This is a genomic window from Ktedonobacteraceae bacterium (genome assembly GCA_035653615.1).
Lineage (GTDB): Bacteria > Chloroflexota > Ktedonobacteria > Ktedonobacterales > Ktedonobacteraceae > DASRBN01.
The window spans coordinates 177,432-193,581 of sequence record DASRBN010000030.1 but is presented as its reverse complement, the minus strand read 5'-3'; the positions used below and the strand labels follow the sequence as shown (position 1 = coordinate 193,581).

At 54.3% G+C, this 16,150-nt stretch carries 19 protein-coding genes and 1 riboswitch; of the genes, 8 read left to right on the top strand and 11 right to left on the bottom strand.

Annotated elements, in window-relative coordinates; translation table 11 throughout:
* Positions 1–29: 29 nt before the first annotated feature.
* A complete protein-coding gene (locus tag VFA09_15850; protein ID HZU68752.1) occupies positions 30–653 on the bottom strand; it encodes a hypothetical protein in 624 nt (207 codons plus the stop codon).
* 572 nt (positions 654–1,225) lie between these two features.
* Positions 1,226–1,311, top strand: a riboswitch (Fluoride riboswitch).
* Between the two features lie 84 nt (positions 1,312–1,395).
* Between VFA09_15850 and VFA09_15845 the strand changes: the two genes are divergently transcribed.
* Together VFA09_15845 and VFA09_15840 are read left to right on the top strand one after the other, a co-directional pair.
* Positions 1,396–2,583 (top strand): cation:proton antiporter, encoded by a 1,188-nt coding sequence (locus tag VFA09_15845; protein HZU68751.1) that lies wholly within the window; start codon positions 1,396–1,398, stop codon positions 2,581–2,583.
* A gap of 93 nt (positions 2,584–2,676) precedes the next feature.
* Complete coding sequence (locus VFA09_15840; GenBank protein ID HZU68750.1) at positions 2,677–3,099, top strand: universal stress protein; 423 nt, start codon at positions 2,677–2,679, stop codon at positions 3,097–3,099.
* Between the two features lie 11 nt (positions 3,100–3,110).
* Here the strand turns inward: VFA09_15840 and VFA09_15835 are convergent, their stop codons facing one another.
* The 7 genes from VFA09_15835 to VFA09_15805 form a co-directional block, all read right to left on the bottom strand.
* Positions 3,111–4,016, bottom strand: a complete 906-nt coding sequence (locus tag VFA09_15835; protein HZU68749.1) for a WD40 repeat domain-containing protein — start codon at positions 4,014–4,016, stop codon at positions 3,111–3,113.
* Positions 4,017–4,070: 54 nt separating this feature from the next.
* Positions 4,071–4,418 (bottom strand): DUF2180 family protein, encoded by a 348-nt coding sequence (locus VFA09_15830; GenBank protein HZU68748.1) that lies wholly within the window; start codon positions 4,416–4,418, stop codon positions 4,071–4,073.
* Positions 4,419–4,442: 24 nt separating this feature from the next.
* Complete coding sequence (locus VFA09_15825) at positions 4,443–4,847, bottom strand: CBS domain-containing protein (protein ID HZU68747.1); 405 nt, start codon at positions 4,845–4,847, stop codon at positions 4,443–4,445.
* A 28-nt stretch (positions 4,848–4,875) separates the two neighbouring features.
* Positions 4,876–5,667, bottom strand: coding sequence for a proton-conducting transporter membrane subunit (locus VFA09_15820; protein ID HZU68746.1), 792 nt, complete (start codon positions 5,665–5,667; stop codon positions 4,876–4,878).
* A gap of 6 nt (positions 5,668–5,673) precedes the next feature.
* The gene (locus VFA09_15815) at positions 5,674–6,366 is read right to left on the bottom strand and encodes an NADH-quinone oxidoreductase subunit K (GenBank protein HZU68745.1); all 693 of its coding nucleotides are present in this window, start codon (positions 6,364–6,366) and stop codon (positions 5,674–5,676) included.
* A gap of 89 nt (positions 6,367–6,455) precedes the next feature.
* Positions 6,456–7,415, bottom strand: coding sequence for an NADH-quinone oxidoreductase subunit H (locus tag VFA09_15810; protein ID HZU68744.1), 960 nt, complete (start codon positions 7,413–7,415; stop codon positions 6,456–6,458).
* Between the two features lie 313 nt (positions 7,416–7,728).
* Complete coding sequence (locus VFA09_15805; GenBank protein HZU68743.1) at positions 7,729–8,139, bottom strand: hypothetical protein; 411 nt, start codon at positions 8,137–8,139, stop codon at positions 7,729–7,731.
* Positions 8,140–8,184: 45 nt separating this feature from the next.
* Here VFA09_15805 and VFA09_15800 point away from each other — a divergent pair, with 45 nt between their 5' ends.
* The 6 genes from VFA09_15800 (at position 8,185) to VFA09_15775 (ending at position 13,000) form a co-directional block, all read left to right on the top strand.
* Positions 8,185–8,313 (top strand): hypothetical protein, encoded by a 129-nt coding sequence (locus tag VFA09_15800; protein HZU68742.1) that lies wholly within the window; start codon positions 8,185–8,187, stop codon positions 8,311–8,313.
* A gap of 501 nt (positions 8,314–8,814) precedes the next feature.
* Positions 8,815–9,357: a ClbS/DfsB family four-helix bundle protein gene (locus tag VFA09_15795; protein ID HZU68741.1), complete on the top strand. Its 543-nt coding sequence runs from the start codon at positions 8,815–8,817 to the stop codon at positions 9,355–9,357.
* Between the two features lie 175 nt (positions 9,358–9,532).
* Positions 9,533–10,543, top strand: a complete 1,011-nt coding sequence (locus VFA09_15790; protein HZU68740.1) for a hypothetical protein — start codon at positions 9,533–9,535, stop codon at positions 10,541–10,543.
* 44 nt (positions 10,544–10,587) lie between these two features.
* Positions 10,588–10,929, top strand: coding sequence for a hypothetical protein (locus tag VFA09_15785; protein ID HZU68739.1), 342 nt, complete (start codon positions 10,588–10,590; stop codon positions 10,927–10,929).
* Positions 10,926–11,987, top strand: coding sequence for a serine/threonine-protein kinase (locus VFA09_15780; GenBank protein ID HZU68738.1), 1,062 nt, complete (start codon positions 10,926–10,928; stop codon positions 11,985–11,987). The genes VFA09_15785 and VFA09_15780 overlap by 4 nt, the downstream gene beginning before the upstream one ends.
* Before the next feature lie 89 nt (positions 11,988–12,076).
* Complete coding sequence (locus VFA09_15775) at positions 12,077–13,000, top strand: alpha/beta hydrolase (protein HZU68737.1); 924 nt, start codon at positions 12,077–12,079, stop codon at positions 12,998–13,000.
* On the opposite strand, the gene VFA09_15770 is transcribed toward VFA09_15775, so the two are convergent.
* The 3 genes from VFA09_15770 to VFA09_15760 all read right to left on the bottom strand — a co-directional run bounded on the left by VFA09_15770 (position 13,001) and on the right by VFA09_15760 (position 16,144).
* Complete coding sequence (locus VFA09_15770; protein HZU68736.1) at positions 13,001–14,389, bottom strand: serine hydroxymethyltransferase; 1,389 nt, start codon at positions 14,387–14,389, stop codon at positions 13,001–13,003.
* A gap of 198 nt (positions 14,390–14,587) precedes the next feature.
* Positions 14,588–15,382: an ABC transporter permease gene (locus VFA09_15765; protein HZU68735.1), complete on the bottom strand. Its 795-nt coding sequence runs from the start codon at positions 15,380–15,382 to the stop codon at positions 14,588–14,590.
* Positions 15,383–16,144: an ATP-binding cassette domain-containing protein gene (locus VFA09_15760; GenBank protein HZU68734.1), complete on the bottom strand. Its 762-nt coding sequence runs from the start codon at positions 16,142–16,144 to the stop codon at positions 15,383–15,385. It lies immediately after the preceding gene.
* Positions 16,145–16,150 lie beyond the last annotated feature (6 nt).

Below are 16,150 nucleotides of genomic sequence, written 5' to 3'. Positions count from 1 at the left end.
TCACCGTCTGTCTTCCCTGTCGTTTTCAGTTAAAAGAAGATTTTTTGCAGGAGACGCCGCCACCAGGTTTTGCTGGTGGTTTGTCTGTTCGAGGGGGTAAAGCCGGTACGCGGTCTTACGATGATTTCTTCGCCGTTTACTACACGCAGCATCTTTTGTGTGATGGGCCAGTAATCGGTGAAAAGCTCAAGCGGAGGACGCGGGAACCAGTATGGGCAGCCCCGGCAGCGATAGGTATGCCGTGGCTGATTTTGTCCATCTAATGTATAGAACCAACGGCAAGGGAAAAAGACATCGGCTTGCACGTCCTCTTGATCTTCCTGGGTTTGCTGTACATGAGCCTGAATTACTGGCAGGCTGCGCTTTCCAGCAGAGAAACGACGGATTGGAACCAGGGTCAGACACGACTGGGGAGCCGCGAGCGCGTCGGGAATGGGGCAGGAGTTGCAGATAGCCACCATTGATGAGATATCATCTCCGGCAACCGCTAAGATATATCCCTGTTCAGGCCCCCCGCTTGCTCCACAGATGTATTCCACACGTTCTCTCCCATTGGCATCCATTGAGCGTCGTTCCAGGCGCAGTTCGCATGAACGCACGGCTCTTCCCTGAATGATGGCAGTGTTTTTCGCGGCATTATCTGGCTGATCCATTGCTTGCACTCACTTTCGCTGTCGCTGGATCATAAGTGAGCAGAAAAAAACTTCTGCTCAGACAATAATCCAACAGGTGGTTTTCCTGTCCGAGTAGAAGCTATCAGCCGTTTCGTTACGGCGAATCACGCGAGCTTCATCGCTATATGAAGTACTGTTCTCACACTAACCATACCATGCTGTGCAAGCAGCGTCAAGTTGTACGGAGGGGTCTTGACGATCACTATGCCAGTTTGTATACTACATTCAGGTAAAGAATTGCGTTTTGCGATGAGGCTCGCATACAGCCGCTACGGCTAATGGCTTCTACTTTCTGTCTATACTACCTTTCGGTAGAGTGACAGCAGTAGAAGCTTTTTTTGCGCAACAATTTGCAAAGCAATTCGTCAAGCTCTATCCTTCCTCATGAAAACTGTGTCATGTCAGGATAGAGCTTGACCCCATACTTCTATTGTATGCAAGGAACTGTTCCATTTCAAAATGAGAACATTTTCACTCAACCATCTGTACCACGATGGAATTTGGCAGCTAGACATACAGCACCGGGATGCTGTATACTTCTGGTAGTCTAAAAACAAAACGGCGATGGAGTCCGCCTGACCAGCAGGGAATTTTTTCCCGGTCAAACCGCGACAATGCTAATGGCTCCTGATTCTGCCCGGTGCGTGAATCAGGAGCTTTTCTTTTGCTTCCTGTTTTCTTTCCCACCTGGGCGATTCATCGAAAGCCATAGGAGGAATTTGTGGAGAACATCTGGTTTATTGCTGCTGCCTGGATGGGCATAGCCTTGCTCGCAAGTCTCATTTCTATTCGTGTGGGTATCTCGGTCGCCTTGATCGAGATATGTCTGGGGGTGATTGGTGGAAACTTTCTTCACTTTCAAACCACGCCCTGGATCGATTTTCTTGCCAGTTTCGGGTCCGTCCTTTTGACGTTTCTTGCCGGCGCTGAAATCGATCCTGATTCGCTGCGAAAGCATCTCAAGCCTAGCCTGGCTATGGGTGGGATTGGGTTTCTCTTTCCATTTGTGGGCGCATTTGCGTTTGCTCTGTTTGTGACACATTGGAACCTGCATGCCGCTGAAATTGCTGGTATCGCCTTGTCTACGACTTCCGTAGCGGTTGTATATGCTGTGATGGTAGAGACGGGGCTGAACAATACAGAACTCGGAAAATTGATCCTTGCCGCCTGCTTCGTCAACGATCTTGGAACGGTCATTGCGTTGGGGGTGCTATTCGCCAGTTTCACTATCTGGCTGGCCGTGTTTGTTGCAGTCCTTCTTGTCGTCCTCTGGAAATTGCAACCGATCACGCGCTGGGTTATCACGAAGTTTGGAGGACGAGTCAGTGAACTGGAGGTGAAGTTTCTCTTTGTGGTACTCTTCTTCCTGGGAGGAATGGCGACACTCGCCAATAGCGAAGCTGTCCTGCCCGCTTACCTGATCGGCCTGGTCATTGCCGGAGTCTTCAGCCACGATAAAGTGCTCATCAATCGTATGCGCACCATCGCTTTCGCGCTGTTGACACCTTTCTTCTTTATTAAAGCCGGAACCTTGATTTCGCTGCCAGCCCTGCTTACCGGGCTGCTGCTCGTGATCGCGTTGCTTGGGGTCAAGATGCTCGCCAAATGCGTCGGGATCTGGCCATTGACACGTGCTTTCCAGATGTCAAAACGCGAAGGAAACTATACGACATTGCTCATGTCGACTGGTCTTACCTTCGGCAGCATCTCAGCACTGTATGGACTCACACACGGCATTATCAACCAGGCGCAATACACGATCCTGGTCTCGGTCGTGATTGGTTCAGCCATCGTGCCTACCTTTATCGCTCAGACGTGGTTCCTCCCGAAGCAAGCAAAGCTGACTTCATCTCAGGATGCAACAGATATGCTTGAGGAGGCTGAGGAAGTAACCTCCGAGTTAGGATAAGGATACTGGAAAGCATAGGCCAACAGGCTATTCCCGGCGAATACATCGATAGCGATGAACGACCCTGCCACACTGTAAGGGGAGAGAAATGAGATGTTTCGCAAGATCTTGTTGGCCTACGATGGCTCGCCCGGGGCAAAGCGAGCATTAGACGTAGCCCTTGAACTAACTCAAGCTTCTGGCGCTGAGCTATGGGCGCTGGCCGTCGAAGAGCGACTGCCGCATTATGCCGCAACTATTGACGAGGTAGAGGAGGCGAGGGAATTTGCCAATCGCTTCTATCAGGAAGCGCTCTCGGTTGCCTACCTGCGCGCGCTCAAGCTCGGCATTCAACTACGGAGTGAGATTCGAGCCGGTCACGCAGCACGCACGATCGTCGACTTCACCAGAGAAGGCGGATTCGACCTGGTGGTGCTGGGCAGTAGTGGACATTCCAGAGCCTGGATGATGTTTCTGGGGACAACCGCCGAGAAGGTGAGCCGGCATGTCCCCTGCACGGTTCTACTTGTTCGCTGAATCTGGGATCATCAGGGCGCTGTCCAGACGTGTACCTTCCAATCCTCGTTGCCCGAGGCTATGCGCGCACCATCAGGCGACCAGGCCACGGCTACTACAAAAGCATACAGGCTACGAGCATGACCATGGTAGATGAAGAGATTGGTTGCATTTGAAGCGTCCCAGATATGCACCGTCATATCGTCACTACCAGAGGCAATGCGCGCACCATCAGGCGACCAGGCTACGGCATTGACACTCCAGAGGTGCCCACGGTAGGTACAAACAGGGCGTCCGCTAGTGGCATGCCAGACCTGCGCTGTCTTGTCTTGGCTGCCCGAGGCAAGATGCGTGCTATCAGCGGCCCAGGATAGCGCGTTTACCTGGGCCCGGTGCCCACCATACATGAAAAGGCGCTTTCCATGTTCTACCTCCCACACCTGTACGGTGCGATCCTCGCTACCAGAGGCGATGTACCTGCCATCAGGAGACCAGGCTACGGTCGTTACCTTTTCGGAATGCCCATAATACGTGAGGATGGGCTTTCCAGTATGGGCATCCCAGACCTGCACAACACCATCCCAGGAACCGGAAGCGATGCGCGTTCCATCGGGGGACCATGCCAGGGCCAGGACAGGGCTGGGATGCCCACGATAAGTGATGAGATTCCTGCCGGATGCTGCATCCCAGACCTGCGCTGTAGTATCCCTGGAGCCTGAGACAATAGATATTCCAGCAGGAGACCAGGCTACAGCATTGACACGTTCGGAATGGCCGTAATAGGTGAAGACAGGCTTTCCAGTAGCGGCCTCCCAGACCTGCACCGTCTTATCCCAGGAGCCCGAGGCGATGTGCCTGCCATCGGGAGACCACGCCAGGGCAGCTACTCTTTCAGAATGACCGTGATAGACAACCAGAGTAGTTCCAGGCTCTACCATGTTCAGCACTCCTTCGTCTTATCTGTATCTCTTCTGTATACTCAGCAAAAACTTCTACTGGCTTTGCTGGTGGTGAAGAAACTGTTCAACCGATTCCACCGCTTCTTCTGGCGTCGGCAGTGGCGATGGCGGGTGCTGCCGGAACCACCTCCACCATCCCCGTCGTGATGAATTGCATTGTTCATCTGACCTCTTATTTGACCCGTAGAGCCGGGTCATCGAGAGATTTACACAGCGGCGACAGATGAGCATAGACCTTGCTTCTCCTCCCGGGCCAATTACCGGGGGCACAGTTAATTCTACGAGATGCGCTCTGCAAATGCCGGCGCCGCAGCGCTGGCAGATAGCCAGGGCAGGACTGGAATCACAGCCCGTTTCTAAGAAACACGCGTAGCAATACATCTTCTCAGCTCCTCCAGATTTCTATCAAAACGGCGCCCCTTCGATCAAGGAGCGCAGGAGTTGTTGACGGTCTACAAATTTTAAAGGCTTACCACCATCATCCACTACGACGAGACGTTTGATCTGATGCACCAACATGATGCGAACTGCCTCCAGCACCGGAGCCGCGGGAGTCACCGCAAAGAGCCGTGGCCGCATAACTTGTCGCACTGTCACTGGACCCTGGCTGATCAGTTTATCTGCTGTACCGCCCAGAAATGCTCCCCACACGCCAGAATGTCCCTGGTGGCCCAGCACCAGCAGATCGCAATGCTGTTCTTTGCTGTAGTCGAGAATTACCTGCCCCTCGTGTTCACCGAGGCGCCGTTTCTTCGGCAGGAAGAATATCCAGTTGAGCGCCAAGACGGCCCGCGAGGTCAATAGCGGCATCTGTCGCTCAGCGAGCCCTCAGAACCATCTAGCACCACAAGCAATTGCTGAAACATGATGACACCTCCCTCCTTCCTATATAGCTCGCAGGATCAGAACGATCAGGACAATGAGAAAGATGTAGGCGACATACTGGTTCACATTGCCTGATTGAATGATGCGGGCGCGCCGCGACAGCCAGGCGCATGATATTCGGATTCAACGTTGCCGCTACCGGGGCCAGTACTGACCAGTTCAGGTCATAGCTGGCTCCCAGTACCTGCACTGCCGAATAGTAGGCGAGGATAGTGCCGAAAAGCGCGAGAGCAATACCCACAGAGCCGACAATCACATATTTCCAGGCTGCCTCCAACGCCTCTCTCGTTCTATTGAAGCTCACCAGGAAGAGCGAGGCCAGCGTCGTCCCCTCAATAGCGATCCACAGCACACCAAGGCTATCGCTGACCGGCACCACGAGCATACTAAAGACGAACAGATTGAACAGCACGTAGTAGCGCTTCACGTGATGCAATCCCTCGCCACGTGTCACATCCTGCTCGCGCATATCTTCACGTAGATAGCCAACCGAATAGAGGGCGGCGGTAAAGCTCACGAAGGCGATGACCAGCAGCGTCACGATGCTGAGGGCATCGGCATAGAGCCAGCTCGCAAGCTCACCAACGTGTCCGGTAAGCATTACCTGCCGCGCGGCAAAACCGGCGAGGACGAGTATGAGCACCGTACCCGTGACAGTCACTATTTCCATCCAGCGCCGACCCGGGGCAATCAAGCATATCCCACTGACCAGCAGCGGTATAAGCAATAAAAACGTAAGTGTCATGTAGTACTATCCTTTCAGGCGTTGCAGATTGGCAGTATCAGCTGTAATTAGTTCGCGCTGGATGAGCGTCACCAGCAGGCTCATGACAATGACGGCAATCAGGATATCGAAAAGGATGCCGAACTCAACAATAAGCGGCATCCCATAGGCAATGGCAATGGCACCCGAAAAGAGACCGTTCTCGATGGTCAGCAAGCCAATGACCTGTATGACCGCGTGCCGACGGCTGCTCAAGAGAAACAGCCCGATGAGTACCATGGCGATAGAGATGGCCAGGGGCGGCTCATTCAAAAAGGTACCCGGCGCTACCACTGCCGGAGAAGTAAAAAAGGCCAGCAGCGTTAGCAATGCGCATATGAGGAGCGAGACTGGAATAGTGAGGTACGGGCGTGCTTCGCGCTGCAGGTGCAGCCGGTTGGTCACATTACGCAAAATCCAGGCAATCGCTCCGCACTTTACGATTACTGTCAGCACAGCAACAATGTACAGGTCGCTGCTGCCTGTGAAGTAGCCAACCACCACAGCTACCATTGCCAGGGCAAACGACTGGATGGCATAGATTCCGATAGCTCCATTGATATGCCGCGCGGCTACAGTAGCGAAAGCGGTCAGCAGCAGTAATGCCCCGAGCACTTGCAGCACCTGCGTAGAGATGCCGGCAGGTGCTGCCAGCAGCACGAGTGAAGCGGAAGGATGCATATGTTGTTAACTCCTCTCAGAATGTGAATGCTTTTGTCGTATCGTGTTTGTCTGGGAATAGATATTCATACCAACCTTCCTGGATTACCTCAACTCAGGCGTGTTAGATAGAAGAAGACAATAGCCAGGGCAGCCAGGATGACCGCGGTACCCAGAAATTCCGGGATGCGGAAAAAGCGCCACTTGGCGATCGATGATTCGATGACAACTATCACGCAGCAGATTACCAGCATCTTGAACAGCAATGTGACTACCGCGATTAGTACGGTAAGGGCATTTGTACCTCCATCAGGCGCCAGCCCCCAGGGCGCGGTCAGCACATTGAGCAGGATCGTCAGCAGCACGAAGAAGCGCATCGCGCCGCCCCATTCCATCAGTGCCAGCTCCTGACCGGAATACTCCAGCGTGCGTGACGACTCGATCATCGAGAGTTCAAAGGTGCTGGAGGGATTATCAACCGGAATGCGCCCCGTTTCGGCCAGGATGACCATGAACAGGGCCGCGGCCAGCAACCAGTGGGCTGGATTAAATAAATAAGCCGTCGAAATGAGCGTCTGATTGACGGCGAATGGAATGGTGACCTGGGCAATCAGCGTGACGCTGAAGAGTATCAGGATCACGACCGGTTCGGCCAGCAGGGAAACTACGCGAGCGCGGCTGCTCCCCATGCCACCAAACGTGCTGGCCGTGTCTAGGGCAGCCAGCGAGGTAAAGAAGCCGCCCAGCGAAAGGATGAACCCCCCAGCCAGCATATCACCCATGAAGGCATATGGCAGCGGATAGGCTGTCAGTACCGGGATGAGCATGGCAACGATGAGCGGCGTAATGAAACTGAAGAGTGGTGCTGCGTGATAGACCCAGGAAGCATGTTCCGAAACGACACTTCCCTTGCGGAGCAATTTCCACAGGTCGCGGTACGGTTGCCAGATGCTTGGCCCGCGTTTGGATTGCACCATGGCCTTGAGGCGATTGATGATTCCACGAAGCAGTGGAGCACAGATGAGAACGGTGAGTATCTGTAACCCCTGAAAGAGTGCCAGTTGCACCATGTCGATCTCTCCTTAGAGACGAACCACTACAAAACAAACTGCATAGTGTGAGCAATCTCGTCTCGGCAGGTAGGGGTTAGTAGAGATACTTCATGAGAGCATGAGGATATCTTTAGATCAACAACAGCTATCAATAGGCAGAAAAAGACCTCTACCAGCCGGGTTATGCTGCTCTTCGGTGGTAGAGGCTATTAGCACTTGGCGTTAGGCGAGCCTCATCGCCATAGAATGTACGTGATGTTCAGAAGTTTTCAGAGGTAGAATGGCTACCAGACTGAATGTATCACCTTGTCAGTAATTATAGTCGCTTCGATTACAATCTGTCAAGTTTTTGTGGCGCCGCACAGACAATTGGAGATAAGGAATGAGGTGGGAGAGTCAGGAGCAGATAGCTTGGCGAAAATGGACAGCAGCCTCTCCCGCGGAGCAGCACCCAGCAGGGCGAGAACCTCTTCCAAGGACTGGCAGCCTTCTCGGTAAAGCCGTCCCAACTCGCCAGCTGCCCAGCCGCCGTCACCTCCACCTCGCGTACCTGCTTGTGGCTACCGATCGTGCGCACATAGCGATGATGCGTCCAGTCCAGGAGCCGTCCGTCGGCAAGCTCTTTGAGGTCCTGATAGAGCAGCCGATCCTGGAGTAAGCTGACTAGAGCATCAATGCCCTTGTCGTACTTGAACCAGGCCAACCGCGGTCCATCCGCGTAGAGGGCGTCGGCCAGCAACAAACTGATGGCCCAGCCATCTGCAGCACTTGTTCAATCAGTGCGCTCATGACCACCGAACAAGCAGGAGATTTCCTGTTGGAGCGGCGTGAACATCTGGGCCTCTCGCATATCCAGGTTCAGGAATGGCAGTTCGAGAATTTTGCTCCTGTGGCTGCTCGGTTGCATGGCAAGTAGCCGCGAGCAATCACAGAACCTTTCCAAACGCGTTGGGCCAATGATTGCGTGTCCGCATTACCTCACCAAAGTCTGAGGAATCTTTAGGTTGGAGAAGATTCGACCAGGTTGAGAAGCGGCGGGAAAAACAGCTAAAAATCCCTCAAATGGAGTTCGACTCTCCCCCATCTCCACCTCGCAGACCGCCTGGGAAGACAGTTCCCAGGCGGTTTTATTTCGCCGCCAATTCCTTTCAACCTCTGCCTTACAGCTTCATCTACAGTTTGCAGTCCCAATACAGCTTTCTTTACTGTACCTGTTCGTCGTCCTGGTCATCGGACCTGAATACATCGTCCCACTTGTCCATCGCCTCTTTTTACACAGCGTTCCTCAGCAGGGAGCCCCTCACGAGTTTTTCACGAGGAAAATCCAGTCGGGAAGAAATCTCCATTATCAGGGTGCATCCTAACCGCATTTCATGGTAAACTCTGAGTAAAGAACCGTAGAACAGGAGGCAAATCGATGACGGACCACCACACAAACACCATACAGCCCATCAGCAAAAAGCAGCTCCTCGCTGAAATGCAGAGCGAGCAGGAGGTATGGTTGACATTACTCGATGAGATCGGCCAGGAGCACATGACGCAGCCGGAAGTCGCAGGAGGCTGGTCGATCAAGGATATCGTTGCCCACCTCACCGGGTGGCGCAAGCGAACGGTATTACGCTTCCGAGCCGCGCTCGATCCTACTATAGACATGACTCCACCCTGGCCAGCAGAACTGGGGGCATTGGATGAGAACGACGACGTTGACCAGATCAACGCCTGGATCTACCAGACCAACCGAGACCGCCCGCTCGCTGAGGTCCTCAACGATTCGAGCGAGGTCTTCGAGCAACTGGTCGCCGCCATCAACGCCTTGAGCGATGAACAGCTCAACGATCCCCAACGCTTCCCCTGGCTCGAAGGTGAGCGGCTCAGCGGTGCCCTCATCTTCGGCCACTTCCATGAAGAGCACGAGCCCGACATGCGAGCGTGGCTGGCAAAGGTGAAGCAGGCAGGATAAAGCAGGGAAGGATTGCTGCACTCCAGGTATACTCAAAGGAGATGCCGGCAACAACGAGAAGCAAGGGGAAGTTCTCGGCCAGAGCATGGGAACCCGCGGCACACCACACGAGAGGAGTATTGCGGAAGTCTCCTCAGTCGATTGTCCATCTATAACCATACCAGGGGGAAAACACATGAGCAGCATCAGAAATCTCCTCAACTCACATCTTTTCTGTGGCATCTTTAGCGGTATGCTGGCTCTCTTGTTACTACGAACGTCAGGAGCCAATGCGGCCCTCGCAGCGAGTTGCGGCCAGTGGAACATCGCCAAGAGCCCCGGGGCGGATGCAGGGCTTACTAGACTTTTCGGTGTGACTGCCCTGTCTGCCGCCGATGTCTGGGCGGTAGGTGATATATCTAAAAGTAATCTCGGCCCCGCACAGACGCTGATCGAGCACTGGAATGGCAAGCAGTGGAAGATTGTGAGCAGCCCGAACGTTCCCTCGGTGTCCAATGTCTTGAACGCGGTCGCTGCCGTCTCTACCAGCGATATCTGGGCGGTAGGTAACACTTCCGGGCCTAATGGCATGGGGCAAACACTGATCGAACACTGGGATGGCACCCAGTGGAGCATTGTGGCCAGCCCGAATCCGCCGCAGGCAATCATCAGCGTCCTCTCTGGAGTAGCAGCGGTCTCGGCTAACGATGTGTGGGCCGTGGGAATCTCTACTCCAGGGCAAGGCCCAAGTGTAACCTTGATCGAACACTGGAATGGGACGCAATGGAGCATCGTCAAGAGCCCCAATATTCCCTCAAACATCAACGATTTGCAAGGCATCGCAGCCACTTCTTCCAAAGAGGTATGGGCGGTTGGCTCCTATCAGCCCGACTCGAGCAGTTCCGCACAAACACTTATCGAGCGCTGGAACGGCAAGACATGGAAGATCGTCTCAAGCCCAAATCCCAGTACAAATGCCGCCTTGTGGGCCGTGGGCGACTACACTGATAATAGCGGGAATGGACAAACGCTGATCGAACAATGGGATGGCAAGCAATGGAACGTCGTCTCAAGTCCAAACATCTCCTCAGCAGATAACTTCCTGGATTCGGTGGCAGCAAGTTCGGCGAACAATGTCTGGGCAGTAGGAAACTACTTCTCCCACACCGATGATATGTACCACACGCTCACTGAATTCTATTGTTAGCTGCATCTCTCTTCTGGCTAAAGAGAGGCAAAAAATGAGCCTCAATGTTGATAGCCAGAGACTTGTCCACAGCCATAAAGAAGCACATCCTGAGCCACCTGAAAGCGCGTCTTTCCAGGCGGCTCAATTCTTGTTCGCAAAGTGAAAGTTCGGGAAGAGGTCAGCCGCTCTGCCCCAAACGAGCGGCGAGCCGCCGCATCATCGCCACCTGGATCAACGTTTCGCTGGTCTACACTGTATCTCCAGTCAACTCGTCGCTCGTGACTACTACGGATGCACATTTTCTCAGAGGAACAGCGACAGGAGTTCATGAACGTTGCAACAAGACCAGTTCATTTTACCGCCGCGAGTGGTCATCAGGGATCCTCAAGGAACGCAATTCGTGATAGAACGCGTCCTGGGAAAAGGCGCATTGGGGGCGGTTTACCTGGTGAGGGAACGAGCGCAAGCGGATAAGCTGTTTGCCCTCAAAGAGGTGATTCATCCGAATGCAGGCGAACGCGCAAGTTTTGTCTTTGAAGGACAGGTTCTCACCCGACTGCATCATAAGGCGCTGCCCCGCGTTCACCGTGTGTTTGAAAATGACAAACTCATGCGCATGTATGTGCTAATGGACTATATCAAGGGAGAGGATCTGGAAGCGTTACGCAACAGGCAACCAGAGCAGTGTTTTCCTTTGACGCTGGTGCTGTCCTTGCTGCATCCGATTGCGAACGCGCTCATCTATTTGCATACGCAAGAGCCGCCGATTGTGCATCGCGACATCAAACCGGCCAATATCATTATCCCTGATGGCGGCGGTGAAGCTATGCTCGTCGATTTTGGGTCAGCCAAAGAATATAGGGCGGATGCGGTTACGAGCATTGTCGCCCACCGTTCACCCGGGTATGCCGCTCCCGAACAATACCGCACTGGCACAACGCCCGCGACGGATATCTATGGCCTGGCGGCAACGGTCTACGCCCTGCTCACCGGTGTGGCGCCGATTGATGCGCCATCGCGCATCGCAAGAAGTTGGAGCGAGGGAGCCGATCCGCTCAGGCCTGCCAATCTCCTCAAGCCAGATATCCCTGAAGGCGTGGCTGACGTACTTGCGCGTGGGCTGTCCGTCCAAATTGCCGACCGTTGGCAGACGGTCGAGGAATTCTGGCAGGCGTTACTCACCTCTAGCCCCCAGCACACTACTTCTGCTCCCTGGATGGGTCTGGCTCATCCGTTTCCTGGTGAGGCCCAGGCGGAGGATGGAGATATGCCAGCTTTGTCAAAGGAACAGTCTGCTCCCCTTTTGAACAAACGCGCTGTTGTCCGTCTTTTCACTGTTCTGGTCGCTCTCGCTGCGATAGGACTGGGTGTTTTCTCATGGCTATCTGGTTTGACGATCCTGCTTTTCTGCTGTGTGGGACTCGTGCTCCTCTGGCTCGGTCTGCTGTTTTCCTTGCGTTGATGGGATATTCCGCTTCAACTTTGGGACGAATCATTTTCGCGAAGATCATATAAAGGGCAAAGGGATGACGAGAGCAAAGGAGGATATGGATGTTCGATACCTTTGAACACAGGCAGATCGAGACCAGTGGGGCAAGCATCCACCTGGTCAAACAGGGAACGGGGTTCCCTCTCTTGCTGCTGCATGGCTATCCGGAGACCCACGTGATGTGGCATCGCATTGCTGCTCGCCTGGCCGAGCAGTTCACGGTGGTGGCACCCGACTTGCGCGGCTATGGCGATAGTTCGAAACCAGATAGCGGGCCGGATCACGCTCCTTATTCGAAAAGAGCCATGGCGCAAGACCTGGTCGAAATCCTGGACCACCTGGGCTATCAGGAGTGCTTCGTCGTCGGCCATGATCGAGGTGGCCGCGTGGGACATCGCATGGCCCTGGACCATCCTCACTGTGTGAAGAAGCTGGCCGTGCTGGATATCGCCCCGACCTACACGATGTACATGCGTACCGATAAAGCGTTTGCGACGGCTTACTACCACTGGTTCTTTTTGATTCAGCCCTCTGACTTGCCAGAACGCTTGATTGGCTCGCAGCCCGAGTACTACTTGCGCAGATGTCTGGCCAGTTGGAGCGCCGATCCCACGGCTTTTACCCCCGAAGCGGTGGCCGAATATCTCCGCTGTTTCAGCAATCCGGCCACTATTCATGCCACTTGTGAGGATTACCGGGCCGCAGCCACCATCGATCTCCAGCATGATGAAGCCGACCTGGAGCGGAAGGTCACCTGTCCTGTGCTTGTCCTCTGGGGTGAGCGAGGGGTGGTCGGCCGCACGTATGATGTTGTGGAGACGTGGCGTGAAAGAGCCAACGAAGTGTCTGGGAAAGCGCTTCCCGGGGGCCATTTTCTACCCGAAGAAGCGCCTGAGCAAACGTATGAAGCCTTGCTGGAGTTTCTTGCCCCAGGAGCAATGCCCCAAGGCAAACGAGACGAAGGTGAAACGCCAGTGATTGAGTAGTCACACCTCTTGCACGTGTGCTGATTCTTTCTCAGCTGGCAAGCCGTTCTCGAAACAATAGTAAAGCGTCTGGTAGGCTTGCCTGAAGGCCACCACCTCGTCTCTCACGGCTTCCGGTGGCGTTCGTTCGACCAGCACACGCGCGATGAAGTCAGCGATTGTCTCCATCTCGGCCTCGTGCATGCCTAAACGGGTAATCTCAATGGTGCCCATGCGTAACCCGCCCGGACGATCCCAATGCTCCGGTCGATCTGCCGGAATGAGGTTCTTATTGGTGATGATGTTGGCACGTGCCAGTTGTTGTGCCACCTCCAACCCGCCACCAAACTGACGCACATCGGCGATCACCTGCTGGGTCATCGTGTAGCCCTTGTGCGCGCCAAGGATAGGAATGCCCCGACGATGTAAGGCGCCTCCCAGCGCCTGGGCATTGCGTACAATCTGGGCCATGTACAGCTGACCGTAAGCGAGCATCTCAGCTGCTGATGCGGCGAGTGCTGCTACGCGATTGACCTGGTGGGTGGCTGCCAGCACAGGAAAGATGGCATGGGTAATGGGGACGGTAAGGTTGGGATCATCCCAGACGATGATGCCGCTTTGTGGGCCACTAAAGGTTTTGCCAGCCGATCCCGTCATCACCGCTGCCCCTTCGCGTAGCGGGTCTTGAAATTGACCGCCGGCCACTAACCCCAACTGATGCGCGCCATCGAAGAAGATGCGTCCTCCCCACTCTGCGACGACCTCCTGCATGGCTTGCAAGGGAAAAGGAAAGAGCGTCATCGAGGCGCCCAGTGCAACGACCCTGGGTCGGACAAGGGGAGCCAGTTTGCGGAAGAGGTCGAGATCGACTTCCAGTTCAACCGAGTCAAACGGGATGTCCACGATCTTCAGACCACGCACGCCTGCTGGTCCGTCGTTACGATTGCTGGAGTGGCCGCCAAAGGGCTGAGAGAGGCTCATAATGACATCGCCCGGTTCGCTGAGCGCCGTGTAGACGGCCAGGTTGCCGATCATACTGGCGACCAGTCGATGATCCGCATACCTGGCGCGAAAGACCTTTTTCAGTAGTTCGACACACAACGCTTCGATCTCGTCGATATGCTGGGTTCCGGCAAACCAGCGATTGACCGGCCCAATATGACCCTCGGCAGCGCGCATGCCCACCTCTGAGGAAAGGAGCGCACGAACCGTGGGGCTGGTGGGCGCTTCTGGTGCGAGCAGATTGAGGCATTGCCTGCCACGCCACTCCTCGTTGCGTGTCACAGCTGCCAGAACCGCTTCCTGCATGTCCTGGGGAGAGCGGCAGGCATCCAGGATAGCTCTTGCCTGTGCAAGGATATCCGGGTCATGCACTTCTTGTGACTCGGTTGATTGGTAAATGTCTTGCATCAGATACACTCCTCACGCTAACTGACCGGGTGAGTACCTCTTCCAAATCTGAACAGCACTCTTCATCGTTCGCTCACAAGATATCACATCCTGGCAAAGTACTACCGATGTCGAATAGCTTATAGATGCTGCATGACATACTGGTATTCATTGCAGAAGATGTGGCATGCCTGCATATTCCCTGAGACTGCCCTCTTTTCACGCGCGCTTTTTATAGGCCATCATCGCAAAGATGTAGGCCACCACCAGAATGCCGACACACCATGCAAGCGCAACCCAGATATCCTGAGACACTGGCTGTCCATACAGTAACGCACGGATACTTTCCACTATCGCCGTCACTGGCTGGTTCTCGGCAAAGACCCTGACGACCAGCGGCATCGATTTGGTGGGAACAAATGCCGAGCTGATAAAGGGCAGGAAGATCAGCGGATACGAAAAGGCGCTTGCCCCGTCTGTCGATTTGGCAGTCAGTCCGGCAATCACTGCCACCCAGGTTAACGCCAGGGTAAACAGCGCGAGGATGCCGGCGACGGCCAGCCACGACAGGATGCCAGCCGACGAACGAAAGCCCATTATCAATGCGACGAGTATGATGACCACCACTGAAATCGCGTTGGAGACCAGCGAGGTCAGCACATGTCCCCATAGTATGGTAGAAGGGGCAATAGGCATGGAGCGAAATCGCTCAATGATCCCTCGTTGTACATCGGTAAACAAACGGAAAGCTGTATAGGATATCCCGCTCGCAATCGCGATCAGTAAGATCCCAGGCAACAGGTAATTGACGTAATTCGCTGTCCCGGTTTGAATGGCGCCACCGAACACATACACGAACAGCAGCATAAATGCAATCGGCATGATTGTTACTGTGATGATGGTATCCATACTGCGGACTATATGGCGCATGGAACGACCAAGCATCACGCTCAGATCGCTGAAAAAGTGGTTCTGTATCCGGGTTTCTGAGTAGGTATTCTGTATCATTTCCATTTACTGTTGCTCCTTTTTGCCAATGATGGCAAGAAAGATTTCTTCCAATGTTGGTTGTTTTTCTACATACTCCACCTGAGCAGGTGGAAACAGCTTTTTGAGATCCGCGAGCGTGCCGCTGGCGATAATCTTTCCCTCGTGGAGAATGGCTATGCGATCAGCAAGCTGTTCGGCCTCTTCCAGGTATTGCGTGGTCAAGAAGACGGTGATGCCACCATTAGCAAGCTCCTTCACCGCCTTCCACGCCTCGAGGCGTGCCTCTGGGTCAAGCCCGGTGGTCGGCTCGTCAAGGAAAATGATCGGCGGTGTTCCAACAAGGCTCATCGCCAGGTCAAGCCTGCGGCGCATCCCGCCTGAATACGTCGACGCCCGGCGGTTAGCAGCATCGGATAAACCGAAGCGGGTCAGCAAATCGTCGGCCACCTGACGAGGCTGTTTGATGTGCCGGAGCCTGGCGATCATGACCAGATTTTCCCGCCCGGTCAACACCTCATCCACGGCGGTAAATTGCCCGGTCAGACTGATTGATTGCCGCACATAGTCTGGCCTTGACGCCACATCAAATCCGTTGACGATGGCAGTTCCGCCGTCCTGTTTGAGCAACGTGGTGAGAATTTTGATGATCGTTGTCTTGCCAGCGCCATTGGAGCCAAGCAAGGCAAAAATGCTGCCCCGCTCCACGCTGAAATTCACGCCTTTTAAGACAGCAAGATCCTTGTATGATTTTTGTAGATCTGCTACCTGAATTGAAATGGTTTGCACATTCTC

Excerpts from the sequence above, each read along its gene's own strand:
- VFA09_15795 (HZU68741.1), top strand. The coding sequence starts at position 8,815 with ATGACGGACCACCACACAAACACCATACAGCCCATCAGCAAAAAGCAG.
- VFA09_15790 (HZU68740.1), top strand. The coding sequence starts at position 9,533 with ATGAGCAGCATCAGAAATCTCCTCAACTCACATCTTTTCTGTGGCATC.
- VFA09_15850 (HZU68752.1), bottom strand. The coding sequence starts at position 653 with ATGGATCAGCCAGATAATGCCGCGAAAAACACTGCCATCATTCAGGGA.
- VFA09_15785 (HZU68739.1), top strand. The coding sequence starts at position 10,588 with ATGTTGATAGCCAGAGACTTGTCCACAGCCATAAAGAAGCACATCCTG.
- VFA09_15770 (HZU68736.1), bottom strand. The coding sequence starts at position 14,389 with ATGCAAGACATTTACCAATCAACCGAGTCACAAGAAGTGCATGACCCG.
- VFA09_15800 (HZU68742.1), top strand. The coding sequence starts at position 8,185 with ATGACCACCGAACAAGCAGGAGATTTCCTGTTGGAGCGGCGTGAACAT.
- VFA09_15820 (HZU68746.1), bottom strand. The coding sequence starts at position 5,667 with ATGACACTTACGTTTTTATTGCTTATACCGCTGCTGGTCAGTGGGATA.
- VFA09_15765 (HZU68735.1), bottom strand. The coding sequence starts at position 15,382 with ATGGAAATGATACAGAATACCTACTCAGAAACCCGGATACAGAACCAC.
- VFA09_15830 (HZU68748.1), bottom strand. The coding sequence starts at position 4,418 with ATGTATTGCTACGCGTGTTTCTTAGAAACGGGCTGTGATTCCAGTCCT.
- VFA09_15815 (HZU68745.1), bottom strand. The coding sequence starts at position 6,366 with ATGCATCCTTCCGCTTCACTCGTGCTGCTGGCAGCACCTGCCGGCATC.
- VFA09_15835 (HZU68749.1), bottom strand. The coding sequence starts at position 4,016 with ATGGTAGAGCCTGGAACTACTCTGGTTGTCTATCACGGTCATTCTGAA.
- VFA09_15840 (HZU68750.1), top strand. The coding sequence starts at position 2,677 with ATGTTTCGCAAGATCTTGTTGGCCTACGATGGCTCGCCCGGGGCAAAG.
- VFA09_15825 (HZU68747.1), bottom strand. The coding sequence starts at position 4,847 with ATGCCGCTATTGACCTCGCGGGCCGTCTTGGCGCTCAACTGGATATTC.
- VFA09_15775 (HZU68737.1), top strand. The coding sequence starts at position 12,077 with ATGTTCGATACCTTTGAACACAGGCAGATCGAGACCAGTGGGGCAAGC.
- VFA09_15810 (HZU68744.1), bottom strand. The coding sequence starts at position 7,415 with ATGGTGCAACTGGCACTCTTTCAGGGGTTACAGATACTCACCGTTCTC.